This window comes from Streptomyces sp. NPDC007896, assembly GCF_042959425.1.
Classification (GTDB): Bacteria; Actinomycetota; Actinomycetes; order Streptomycetales; family Streptomycetaceae; genus Streptomyces.
Map to the genome: position 1 here is coordinate 13,383 of NZ_JBIBKX010000033.1, position 12,016 is coordinate 25,398.

9 protein-coding genes and 2 pseudogenes are annotated in these 12,016 nt (G+C 69.5%); 4 read left to right on the forward strand and 7 right to left on the reverse strand.

The window, feature by feature from the left end; genetic code table 11:
- Positions 1-23: 23 nt before the first annotated feature.
- Complete coding sequence (locus ACFZDJ_RS52625) at positions 24-1,508, reverse strand: UDP-N-acetylmuramoyl-L-alanyl-D-glutamate--2,6-diaminopimelate ligase (protein ID WP_391070234.1); 1,485 nt, start codon at positions 1,506-1,508, stop codon at positions 24-26.
- 422 nt (positions 1,509-1,930) lie between these two features.
- Positions 1,931-2,142, reverse strand: a pseudogene (locus tag ACFZDJ_RS52630) (GNAT family N-acetyltransferase); the annotation flags it as partial.
- 125 nt (positions 2,143-2,267) lie between these two features.
- Between ACFZDJ_RS52630 and ACFZDJ_RS52635 the strand changes: the two are divergent.
- Positions 2,268-2,402: pseudogene (locus ACFZDJ_RS52635) on the forward strand (XRE family transcriptional regulator); the annotation flags it as partial.
- Positions 2,403-2,601: 199 nt separating this feature from the next.
- Here the strand turns inward: ACFZDJ_RS52635 and ACFZDJ_RS52640 are convergent.
- Entirely contained in the window at positions 2,602-2,844 is a 243-nt protein-coding gene (locus tag ACFZDJ_RS52640; protein WP_391070236.1) for a hypothetical protein, read from the reverse strand.
- Between the two features lie 708 nt (positions 2,845-3,552).
- On the opposite strand from ACFZDJ_RS52640, the gene ACFZDJ_RS52645 reads away from it, so the two are divergent.
- Positions 3,553-3,957, forward strand: a complete 405-nt coding sequence (locus tag ACFZDJ_RS52645) for a hypothetical protein (RefSeq protein ID WP_390931828.1) — start codon at positions 3,553-3,555, stop codon at positions 3,955-3,957.
- A gap of 348 nt (positions 3,958-4,305) precedes the next feature.
- A complete protein-coding gene (locus tag ACFZDJ_RS52650) occupies positions 4,306-5,298 on the forward strand; it encodes a hypothetical protein (protein ID WP_390931826.1) in 993 nt (330 codons plus the stop codon).
- Between the two features lie 69 nt (positions 5,299-5,367).
- On the opposite strand, the gene ACFZDJ_RS52655 is transcribed toward ACFZDJ_RS52650, so the two are convergent.
- From ACFZDJ_RS52655 to ACFZDJ_RS52670, 4 genes are all read right to left on the reverse strand, one after another.
- On the reverse strand, positions 5,368-6,189 hold the full coding sequence (locus ACFZDJ_RS52655) for a GNAT family N-acetyltransferase (RefSeq protein WP_390931824.1): 822 nt from the start codon (positions 6,187-6,189) through the stop codon (positions 5,368-5,370).
- 209 nt (positions 6,190-6,398) lie between these two features.
- The gene (locus tag ACFZDJ_RS52660; protein ID WP_390931823.1) at positions 6,399-7,136 is read right to left on the reverse strand and encodes an esterase/lipase family protein; all 738 of its coding nucleotides are present in this window, start codon (positions 7,134-7,136) and stop codon (positions 6,399-6,401) included.
- A gap of 829 nt (positions 7,137-7,965) precedes the next feature.
- Entirely contained in the window at positions 7,966-8,709 is a 744-nt protein-coding gene (locus tag ACFZDJ_RS52665; protein WP_391070238.1) for an alpha/beta fold hydrolase, read from the reverse strand.
- Positions 8,710-9,356: 647 nt separating this feature from the next.
- Positions 9,357-11,414 (reverse strand): SpoIIE family protein phosphatase, encoded by a 2,058-nt coding sequence (locus ACFZDJ_RS52670; RefSeq protein WP_391070240.1) that lies wholly within the window; start codon positions 11,412-11,414, stop codon positions 9,357-9,359.
- 57 nt (positions 11,415-11,471) lie between these two features.
- On the opposite strand from ACFZDJ_RS52670, the gene ACFZDJ_RS52675 reads away from it, so the two are divergent.
- Positions 11,472-11,852: a hypothetical protein gene (locus ACFZDJ_RS52675; protein ID WP_391070242.1), complete on the forward strand. Its 381-nt coding sequence runs from the start codon at positions 11,472-11,474 to the stop codon at positions 11,850-11,852.
- Positions 11,853-12,016: the final 164 nt, after the last annotated feature.

The window sequence follows — 12,016 nt, forward strand, 5'->3', positions numbered from 1 at the left end:
GGGCGTCAAGAAGGCCGGTACGCCTACCGCGTGGCGAGTTCGCGTACCGTCGCCATGTCGTTGAACGGCAGCAGTTCCTCGTTGACGATCTGGTAGGGCTCGCTGCCTTTGCCCGCGATCAGGATGACGTCGCCGTGCCCTGCGGCGGACAGGGCGAAGGAGATGGCGCGGCGGCGGTCGGTGAACCGCTCGAAAGTGGTGCCGCTCGCGAGCAGGCCCGGGACGATCTGATCCATGATCGCCCGGGGGTCCTCGTTCCGGGGATTGTCCGAAGTGAGAACGCACAGATCGGAGTAGGTGCCGGCGATCTCCCCCATCCGGGCGCGCTTGGTGACGTCCCGGTCCCCGCCGCAGCCGAAGACCGTGACGACCCGGCCAGAGGCGAAGCCGCGGATGGTGGTCAGCACCTTCTCCAGTGAGTCCGGGGAGTGCGCATAGTCCACGATGACGGACGTGCCGTCCGGGGTCTCGTAGCGTTCGAACCTTCCCGGGATCGGAGGCATCTGCTCAAGTGCGGCGACCAGTCCGGCCAGATCGTGCCCGATGAGGTGGCAGGCTGCGACAGTGGCCAGTGCGTTGGAGACGGAGAACCGTCCAGGCACGGGGATCGCCGCCGGATACTTGTGGCCGGCGTGGTGCAGGGTGAAGCGGGTGCCGACGGCGTCCATGGTGAGGCCGGTCGCCCGGTAGTCCGCCTCCGCGTCGATGCCGTACGTGACGACCGCGCCGGGCATCATCGCCCCGATGCAGGCTCCGACCGGGTCGTCGGCGTTGACCACCGCACGCCGGCACAGCCCCTGGAACAGACGCAGTTTGGCGTCCCGGTAGTTCTCCATGGTGCCGTGGTCGTCCAGGTGATCCTGCGTCAGGTTGGTGAACACCCCTACGTCGATGAACGAGTGGTCGAGGCGGTGGGTCAGCAGGCCCATCGACGTGGCTTCGAGCGCCACGGTGCCGACACCGCGGTCGCGCATGCACCCGAGCAGATACTGGAAGTCCGGCGACTCCGGTGTGGTCAGTACCGACATCGGCATCGGGATCAGTTCGTCGCCGATCCGGCTGCCGCCCGTCCCGATGACCCCCACCCTGGCGTGCTCGGCGACCCTCAGCACCGACTCCACCATGGAGGAAACCGACGTCTTCCCGTTGGTGCCCGTGACGGCCACCATCTTCATCTGCCGGCCCGGCTCCCCGTGGTAGCGGGAGGCGACGACCGCGGCCGCCTTGCGCGTGTCCGCGACGGCTACGACGCATACACCAGCTGCCGACGCCCAGGTCGCGACCGGAAGTTGCGCCGTCGCGGAGTCGATGAGTATCGCCACCGCGCCGCGTGCGAGAGCCGGTCCGACGGACTCGGGGCCGCCCTCGCGATGGCCGGGTACCGCGATGAACAGGGATCCCGGAGCGGCGCGGTGGGCGTCGAAGCAGGTGCCTCCGGTAATCCTCGTCTCCGGATCGCCCTCGATGACTTCATGATCGTGCCCGGCGAGCAGCTCGCTCAACTTCACAAGGGTCCTCTCGAAGATGCACCGGCTGCCGGTTGTCCGGCGGTCGGCGCGCAGGCGGCGCCAGGGCACCAAGGGATGACAAAGCAGGAAATTATGGCGAGGACCGCCGCCGTGCGGTTACAGAGGTGGGGAGGGGCGCCCGCGCAGAAAATAGTCCGCCCGCAGGGGCGGAATGACCTGGGAAATGCCGAGAATTGCCCGAAATCGCTAGCCGTGACCGTGCAACGCGCGACAGTAGATCGCCGACGCGTTCACCGGGTCGACGGCCGTCGCGCACGCGGCGGACGGGCACAGGGCATGAGCGGCCTGGAACAGGCACTCCCTCACTGCGCATGTGCGACCCATGTGTGGAGTGTACGTCCAGCCGCCGGGGCGATCGCCCACCGCTCGCTCGCACATCTGCGTTGCTGCTGCCGCACTGTCTCCGGCACCCGCGCCGCGAGGAACGCCGTGCGGTGGCGCAGGCGGAAGCCCAGCGACTCGTACAGCCGGATGGCGTTGGTGTTGCGCGCGGAGGTGTGCGGGAAGGGCCTCTCGTCGCGGGCACGGACGCCGGGGGCCACCGCCAGGACCAGGCGGGCGGCCACGCCCTGCCCGCGGAAGGCCGGGTCGATCAGACCGCACTGATCTCCGTAGCTGGAGCGGATCACGGCTCGCCGCAGTGAACTGGACGCGCTCGCCGAGGAGTTGGCCAAGCAGCTGCAGGGACCCGCGGTCACCTGGCACGATCGGCCGAGATCTCGAAGGCCGGCAACGTCCGGCCCCGTAGACCAGATGACGGGCCATCTCGCCACTCCTGAAGATTCCCTGGACTTCGCGGTACTCCCCAACACTCGCCGACCCGTGGCGCTCGCGCTCGCCGGAACGTCGGCCCTTGCAGCGTGGCAAGCAATCGCGAGAAGCGAGAGGCTTGGGCACGCACCTTCTGCTCAGCTGCCTCCTTGGATTGCTGAAGCTGATCGTCGGAAACTCTCACCTGCCAGAGCGTGGCGACCGCACTGGTCAGCAGGCCGAGCACGCTCACGAGTACGGTGATTTCCTGCCACTGGCGTGGCCCTCTCTGTGTCCGTGGCTCGGATACCTCGTCTTCACCTCAGAGCTCCATGAGCGCGGTGTGCGTCTCGGCATTCGCAGCCCTGGGGCGCCACACCAGCCAGACCGCGCCGATACCCTCGTCGAGGTCGACGTCACCCGACACCACGGTCAGCTGGCGGCGAGGCAGCCAACCGGGCTGCGGCGCACGGCCGTTGATCATGCGCCGGATCACCCCCGGCAGGATGATCCCCATCCAGCGGTGAATCCGGCGCGACCGACGCAGCTCCGCGGAACTAGGCATGTTCACACGGTACCCAGGGTGGGCCAGGCTCATCGCGCCAGCGGAGCCGGGGCCGTGTCAATGACCGTAAGGAACGCCCCGCACGATCCGAGAGCGGGAGACCCTGACATCGTGACGAAGCGCGGCATCCGTCTCACGACGTCGTGAGTTGGTGGGATTGACATCTCCCCCTGAAGGACTCCGTTGGGAAAGTCGTGATTCGGGCGGGGCTGTGTCGTTGCACCGCCCCGGACCAGCGACCGACAGATCCAAATGAGGACACCACGGTCCGTTCTCACGCGGGTCAAGCCACCGCCCGGGACGGCACCCGCTGATTCTCACAGTTTTCACGAACGAGCAACTCGCGGTCACGGCATCCTCGCCGACGCCGGAGGTGCGGTCGAAGACCCGGGGCGCGCCGGTGGCGGCGATCACGGACAGTTTGCGCTCCGGCCAGCTGTGGGACGGCAGCCGGGCCTCGATGATCGGACGCCGGTCGGCCTCGGTGACGGTCTCGGCGCCGGCGCCATCTCGCCTGTCCGACGCGGGCGTTCCACCGGGTCGGTGACCTCGGCGTCCTGCTTCGCGCCGAACTCGAAGACCTCATCGAGCGCCCCTTCCCGTGGTGTCAGCTCCTCCCGCTGGAACGCGAGGTCCACCCGGGTCTGGAAAAGCGTCGGCCTCTCCACGCCGCTGCTGATCTGTGCGGCTACCACAGACCCGGCCGAGGTGCCGAAGCAGGAAGTCCGCGTCGGTGACATCGGCCCCGGCGTCGGCGAGACCGGCCAGCACGCCCGTCGCCCAGGGGACACCGGCCACTCCGCCACCACCGAGGACCAGCGCACGTTCGTTCTTCATTTCTGCCCGTGCCCGAGAGTCGACCGGGATGCGGGTCTGCCCGCTGCGGGTGAGGCTGGTGTCATGTCCGAGCACTGCGTGATCGTCTGTCCGCCGTCTGCGGCCGGTGGCCGCCAGGTGCGTGTCGACGACCGGCTCATGGGCACCGCACACAGCCTTCACGACCTCACGGTGTTGCTACAGAACGCCGGCCTGACCGGCTGGGACGAGTTGGATGTCGTCGAGTCGGGATTGATCGAGTGGCATGAAGGCGGGCCGGAGGTGTGGGAGCCCTGAACGCACGTGCGACCCTCCGCTGACGCGAGGTCGCGCAGGGACCTGCCGCCCACGGGCGGACCAGGGCAGCGCCGAGACCCAGGCGGACGTGACCGTGCCCTCGTCGATCACGCTGGTCGGTGACCTGAGCCGCCCCGGTTTCATGGAGTCCTCGGACTGCCCCGAGTTGGGTGGAGCCGACGGACTGTCCCGAGTTGCGTGGAGCCGGGGGCAGCTGGGCAACTGCCTCAATAGGACGTGCCTGGCGGGAAGATGCGAGAGCGGCCGTTTCGGGAGACGGTGGAAGAGGGGCGGGGCCGTTCGCCGGCCGATTCTTGCCGAGCATCGCACTAGCCGTAAGGAAACGTGATGGCCATAGCCACAGACATGCTCGTTCCGGCCCTACGCGAGGTCCGCGAGGCCCAGGCCGCGCTGGCTGACCGTTGCAAAGCGCACCTCATGGTCACACCCGCCGGGGAGTACCGGGAGGTCCTGGAGCGCCGCGTCGGGGACTCCCGGGGCCATGTGTACCGCATCGACGAACGTCTGGGTACGTTGCAGCCCCGCGGGCTGATGCAGACCGTTATCGGGAATGCCTGGCACCTCACCGGGCAGGCCGTCCGGCTGCCCTTCGATGCGGCAATGGCCGTCCCGAACGCCGTGTCGCGGGGCCCGGGAAAGGCGACGGAGCACCAGCTATTGAAGAACGCCGAGGATGAGTACGCGGTCACCGCGTTCGCCGTGGCCATCTGCCGGGCCGCCGAGCGCATCGCCGAGGAGGCCGCGGACGCCGCCACCTCAGAGCTGCTGGGCTCCATCCGCCGTGACGACGAGGAGGCGCTGGAAGAACTCGGCAGCAGCCTCGAGCAGCGCGCCGAGGCGGCAGTGCTGGCCGCCGAGACCGCTGAGGGCATGGGCACCGCCGGTGCCGCCCAGGCGGTCCGCGACTGGAGCAGCTGGCTTCGGGAGACGGCCGAACGCATGCCTGGCGTGGACCGGCTCCAGGGTGCGCCGGAGGGAGCCCTCATCTCGGAGGACGAGCTGCCGATCTCCGACTACCGTCGGCTCAGCACCAGGATGATCCTCGGCCGGCTCCCGCACCTGTCCCAGACGGATCTGGCCACGGTCGGCGCCTATGAGCGTGCCCACGCCGGCAGATCCGCGGTCCTGAGCAGGGTCGCGGACCTGCTCGGGCCCGAGCCCTGGCTCGGTTACGACAGCATGAATGCGGGCGAGATCCGCAAGCGGCTCGGTGACGCCGAGGAGGGTCTCACCCGGCGTGTGCTGGAATACGAGCGTCGCCATCAGGCACGCTCCACCATCCTCGCCGCCGCCGAACGAGTCCACGCCGGACCGGCCTGACCGGCCCGTGTGGGGCGGGGTTACCTGGCGCCACGTCCCTTTCGAGCGCCGAGCGTCACGCCCCTGGGATCACGCGGCAGTCCGCGGGACCCGGGGGCGTCGGTGCTGGTAGGTCCACAGCTGGTCGACGAGGGTGAAGCCGAAGGCCTCGAACAGCCGGTGGGCGGCCTGGCTGTCGGAGCAGGGCTGCGAGGCGTCATCGACGACCAGGGCGACTTCGGTGGCGCCTTGCTCGGCCAGCAGGGCCAAGGCCTGACCGAGCAGCTTGCGGCCCAGGCCGCAGTGGCGGCGCGTGTGCTCGGTCTCGATCCAGTACACGGTCGCGGTGCGATCGGTTCCGACGCTGACCAGGGCTTCGGCGACGGGCTCTGCGGCCTCACGGATGATCAGTCGGTGGCCCGGGGGGAAGTCGCAGGGGAAGACATCAGCGACCAGCTTGGTCGGCGGGGCCTCTGCTGGTAGAGCGCAGTGGAGATAGCAGCCCTGGCGGCGGCCGGTGAAGCCGGACTGCAGCAGGGCATCGTGGGTGGCGCCGCGGCGGGTGCGGGGTAGGCCACCCGGCCCCAGGGGACCTGGCGGAGCGCCGACGAATGCGTCGGTCTGCGGGCAGGGGGCAAGGTCGGCCAGGGCATGGCTGAGCAAGGCACGCAGGGCAGGGGGTTCCTCCCGGGCGTGTATCCAGCAGATGAGGCCGGTGTGCACATCGGTCCAGGACAGGTACCCGATGATGCCGCGAGGATTGTCCTCGGCATCGGCCAGAACGCTGATCCGCGGCCAGGTCGGTACTGCCCAGCCGGCCGGGGGGACAAGACCGCGCCGCGCCGCGGCCAGCTTCTCCGGGGTGCAGTGCGGCTGTCCCGGCAGCCGGTCGGCATCAATCAGCTCTCGCACCCCCGGTTCGTCCTCGGGGCGATACGGGCGTACCGTCGACCCGCTCTGGGGGCTGAGCGAAAAGGCCATATCGTCCGTCCGCATTCGTGCTGACGTTCTTACCGGCTATCTGCCAGCCTCCCCCGTTTCATCCCTGCTGTCACGGGGGCCGGTGGCAGTGCCGCGGGTGACCGGGCCGCAACGCTGCGGGGCGTCGCCGGGCAGGACGGTCACGCGCCGAAGGTGGCCTGCTGGATCGCGGTCAGCAGCGAGCGCACCTGCTCGACGACCGGCTGGTGGAGGGGCAGCGTCAGGTGGCCGACACCGGGCACGAGCACGTTGCAGGCCTTGAGGTCGGGATGGTCGATGCAGCCCCTGGCGGCAGGGATGACGGCCTCGTCCAGGTCGCTGTAGAAGGCCACGAAGCGGGTACGGCATCCCGCGGCGGGCTCGGCGAGCTCGGTCAGCAGCTCGCTTCCCGGCCGTAGCTGACGCATGAGTGGATGGGGTGGGGCCAGCAGGGCCGTTGCGGTCCCGCCGTGCGGCGTCGCCAGCGTGATCACCAGCGGCACGTACGCGTCCCCGGCGAGCCGCTGCACGTAGTAGCGGGCGATCAGCCCGCCCAGGCTGTACCCGATCACGACCACGGGCAGCCCCGAGCTTTGGGCAGACGCCAGCTCCACCTGCTGGCCCAGCGCCCGGGCCGCGGTGCGGATGTCCGGGGTGAGTACGTTATAGCTGGCCAGGGAAAGCGGGCCCACGCCGCAGCCGCGCAGCTCGCGCTGCAGCGGCGAGACGATCGTCGCCCGGTCGGCCAGCCCGTGCACCAACAGCACCGGGATCCCCGAATCGGTCGCTGGCTGTTCGTCCCGGCCCGTCGACCGCCGGAGCTTGGAACGACTGAACTGGCCGGTCAGCTGCCCGACGCTTTCCGCGGCCATGTCGAGCGGGAGCCGGACCAAGCGCATGGCAGCCCTGCTTGCCTCGACACCGACGCCGCGCGCCGGTGTCAGCCCCGGCACCGACAGGTGCGGCCCGAAAGGAATGCCCGTGGCCGTTCACCTCCCTGCGTAGGCCCCCGCTTGTCCCGTCCGCTGTGGGCCCTCTTGGGAAAACGTTGCGCGTGCCGACCGGATTCCCCACCACCGTAGCGTTTCCTACGGTGGTGGGGATGGCCGGAACGGCGGTCGCTGCCCGGACCGGGTGCCCCGCCGGCAACCCGCCAACCAGGACACAGTCCATACGGCGCTTATCGATGGGCAGTCAATCGCCCTGCCAACGGTCGCCTCATTTTGATCGCTACCTCTTGTTAAGCAAATATCATTTCTGGGGGGTGTGGAAAAATGGAATACGTAGGACCGAATTACTGACTTGGGAAGTCAACAGCGTGCCCGGGCGCCAGTTGAGATGCCATCTGGATCGCCCCCTCTTCTTCTCTTCGGGGAAATGGGGAGCTCTCTTCGGGGAAATGGGGAGCGAGATTCCAGCACTGGAGCACTCCTCGCCCACCGGAGGCGACGGCGTGTGGTCGCCGGTGACGCCGCTTCTCCTGCGGGTTGTTCACCTTCAGTCGGAGCAGCCTCGGGTTCCGCGGTCTCGCCGGTCGCAGGGGGCTTCCGCCTCCGTGGCCTCTGCGGTCTCCGAGGCCCGGAAACACACCGCCCCAGACGGCGTCGCACCCCTCGCCACCGACCGGTCTGCGCCGTGCCCCGTCTGACCGCCGGGACAGACCGCTCGCATCGCCGCCTTCGCCAAGGGCCCGGCACAGGGACGGTCCCCTCGCAGGGCTGCTCCGGCTCAAGCTGCGGCCCGGGGCTCGGCGACATGCGCATCGCGGAGCACGCGGCAGACCTCGCCGACGACCCTGCCGTGCAGGGGCAGCGAGACGTGGCCGACGGCCCGCACGGGGACGTTGCTGACCTGAAGGTCAGGGTGGTCAAGTCTGGCGTTGGCGGTGGGGACGATCAGCTCGTCGAGGTCACTGTGGAACGCAACGAAGCGGGTTCCGCAACCGGGAGCGGGCCCGGCGAGCTCCACGAGCACGTCGCTGCCGGGGCGAAGCTGCCGGATCGCCTGATGCGGCAGCGGCACCATCGCGGCCAGCGTGCCGTGGTGCGGGGTGCCCAGGGTGACGAGCGTGTGCACGCGGGCGTCACCGCCCATGCGCTGCACGTAGTAGCGGGCGACCAAGCCCCCGAGGCTGTGGCCGATCACATGCACGCGCTCGTGCCCGCTGGCCTCGCAAACCCGCTCCACCTCGTCTGCCAGCAACCGCGCGGCGCTGCGGACGTCGTTGCTCAGCCAGCAGTAGTTCAGCTCGGCCACCCGGCGAAAGCCCGCTTGCCGCAGACCGCGTCTCAAGACGTGGAAAATCGCCCGGTTACTGCTCATCCCGTGTACAAGCAGAACTGGGCTGTCTGCGGAGATGGCAGGAAGAGGCATAGTGCCGTCTGGCGGCGGCCCCAGGCGGGATCGGACCGTCTGGCGTTCCTCGCCCATGCCGGACGGGTACAGGGCCAGCGCCGCGATGATCGCGGCCACCTCCACGGCGGCGCCGAAGACGGCTCCGGTGAGCGCGCGGACCGGGAGCAGGCTCCCACGGGAAGCCGACCGCCCGGCCCGGCCCAGAAGGGTCACTCCCGTGCTGCGGCATACGAAAGGAAGCATGCTACGACTCCTTACGGCGCACGGGGTGTGCACAGTCGGATCCAGGCCGGGAAACGCGCCCCGCCGCACGGAGAAGGCTCCACTCGGAGCCTGCACTCGAAGGCCGCCGCCAGCGGCAACCGGCCAGTTACGCGGTCCGCTCAAACGGATTTCGGCGACGTTAAGCCGAAGTTCCCGGTGTCAGCAATAGATAGGTGACCCACCTCACCCCGCCATGGTTCGCTATGTCTGAATTACCAAGAGAATTCATATTTAAGTGGGGTTTGATGGGCTTGCCGACCAGGCCGGCCAGCGAGACCAGGGAGGTACGGACCGCCTTGGAGGCAGCACCGGATCGGTCAGGGAAGAACGGGCTGCGCCGGGCCGCGGAAGGACGGCTCGGACAGCACGAAGCGGGGCCGACTATGGCCCGGACTACTGTCCATGTCGCCTCCTCCCGGTCCCGGCCGCGCACAGGGCGTCGCGGTCATGTGCCACGAGATTCTGCACAAGGAGCGGTGGCCTGTGCGCGCGGCCGGAGTTCAACCGGTGCTGGGGTTGAGGCGGGCGGCGAGGAGTGCGATGTCGTCGTCGACGGAGGCGGGCGTCAGGTGGATGAGCAGGCGGTCGCACAGCTCGTCCAGGGTCGGGGCGGGTTGTTCGAGGAGGTGGGTGAGTTCGGCGAGGCGTTCGTCGATGTCGCTGCCGCGGGCCTCGACGAGCCCGTCGGTGTACAGGACGAGGGTGCTGCCGGGCTGGAGGGTGACATCGGTGGTGGTGAAGGGGGTGCCGCCGACGCCGAGGGGGACACCGGGTGGCACGTCGAGGAGGCGGGCGGTGCCGTCGGGTGAGACGGCGGCGGGCGGGGGGTGCCCGGCGCGGGTGATTTGGCACCGGCCGTTCGCGGGATCGATGACGGTGTAGAGGAAGGTGACCAGCATCGGCTCGGTGAGGTCTTCCAGTGCGGCTTCCAGCTGGTGCAGCAGGTTCTCGGGTGCGAGGTCGAGCCGCGCCAGTGCGCGGACGCTGACGGAGAGCCGTCCCATGACGGCTGCGGCCGCGGTGCCGTGTCCCATGACGTCGCCGATGGTGAGCGCGGCCTTTCCGCCGGCGAGTCGGATGACGTCATACCAGTCGCCGCCGACTTCGTTGACGTCGCTGGCGGGCAGGTAGCGGTGGGCGATCTCCATCCCCAGGATCTGGGGAATGTGCTGGGGAAGCAGGCTTCTTTGGAGCACGAGGGCGGTGTCGTGTTCACGGCGGTAGAGACGGGCGTTGTCCACACAGATGGCGGCGCGGGCCGCGAGTTCGCCGGCGAGGCTCACGTCGTCGTCCGTGAACGGGCCGACGGGTCGGCTCCGGTACAGGGTGCCGAGGCCGAGCACGACGCCGCGGGCGATCAGCGGCACCATCATGAACGAGTGCACCCCGTGCTCGAGAAGTTGTGCGGGCGCCGGTGTATGGCGAGCCGCTGGGGCGATGGCCTTCTTGTCCAGGTGGGCGATCATGAAGGTCTCGCGGTCGGCGAGGACCTGTGTGTAGGGCGCTCCGGCAGGGAAGGTCAGGGTTCGTCCGAGCGGGGCGAGGATGTCCGCGATACGTGAGCCGGCCGGGGGAGCTTTTCCGAGGCGGCGCAGAGCGGTGCCGCCGACCAGGCCCGGGCCGAGGTCTCCACCGGTGGTGAGGGCTTCCAGGACGTCGACGGTGACAGCGTCCGCCAGGTCGCGCACGGCGACTTCCGCGAGCTCCTGCGCGGTGCGTTCCAGGTCCAGACTGGTCCCGATCTTGACGCTCGCCTCATTCACCAGGGCCAGGCGGCGTCTTCCTGCTTCCGCTTCGAGCTGGTCCTGTTGTTGGGCGGTGATGTCGATCAGGGAGGCGGTCAGCCCGATCGGTCGGCCGTCGGGGTCCTCCAGCCTGACATAGGAGCACGACCACACGCGCTCGTGTTCGGGATCGGCGTGGGTGCGGCCCCTGCGGCGAAAATCAAGGACGGGCTTCCCGGTGGCCATGACCTGCCGCATCGCGGTTTCCATCGCTGCCGCGTTCACCGTGTGCAGCAGCTCCGCTACGCTGCGTCCGATATGGGCATTCTCCGGCAGGCCGTTCATGGCCTGGAGAGCCTGGTTCACGCGCAGGAACCGCAGCTGGGTGTCGAAGACGGCTATGCCGACGGGAGAGCGGACGAACAACCCGTCCCATACCGCGGAGGAACCGCGGATGCCACGGGCGGTGCGGGCGTCGGCGGCGAACACCAGCACGGTGGTGCCGCCGCGGTGGCGGGCCGGGACGGGTGCCGCCCAGATCTCCAGCTCAAGTGGATGTCCGTCGCGGTGCCAGGCGGTCACCGCGGCCATGACCCCGCGGTCGGCGGTCGCGCTGTCCCACAAGGACCGGCCGAGGCTGCGGTCGGCACCGGGGTGCAGCAGGTCGGCGATGGGCCGACCCACGACCTCCCTCGACGGATACCCGAGCAGAGCCTGCGCCCCGTGGTCCCAGCGCACGATCGTCCCATCGGCGGTCGTGGCCACGACCGCGACCCGTAGCTCCCCCAGCCAGCCACCCGCATCCCAGGCGGCACCGCCGGCCACATCATCCACGGGTGCCCGCATCACCACACGTCCCATCTGCCCCGCACAGCCTCTCTTCCAGTATCCGTGCGGACCCGGCGCATCGCGCTTCAGCTCGAGGCTGCGGATTGCCTGCCGACCTGGCGGGGTGGTGCTGAACGCCGTACGGCCACTGCCGTCAAGGGCAGCCCCAACCAGACCGATCCCGCCGCCTTCGCGGCACGCGAGATCGCGGCGCGCGCCCACGCCCGCGGCATCCTCGTCGTCGGCGGCACGATCACCCCGTACGGCGGCGACGGCGGCTGGACCGCAGCCCGCGAGGCCGTACGGCAGTCCGTCAACGACCTGACCCGGTACGGCGGCGTCTTCGACGCGGTGGCGGACTTCGCCGCCGCCGTCGGCCGAATCGGGCTCTCGCCTACCAGCAGGGCCAGGGCGCGAAGCCGCCCTCTCCGAGCAACACGGTGACGCCCCCTCACGCAGGACGTCGAAGTGCCCGGCGACGGCCGAATGCGGCGCGGGCGTCGTTGCAGTGGGGAAGGACAACGATCGGCAGGCCCATAGCGACGCCCTCGTTGGTCAGGCCGAGCGCCAGGGTGTCGGAGACGGCGGCGGCCCACTTGGCGAACGTG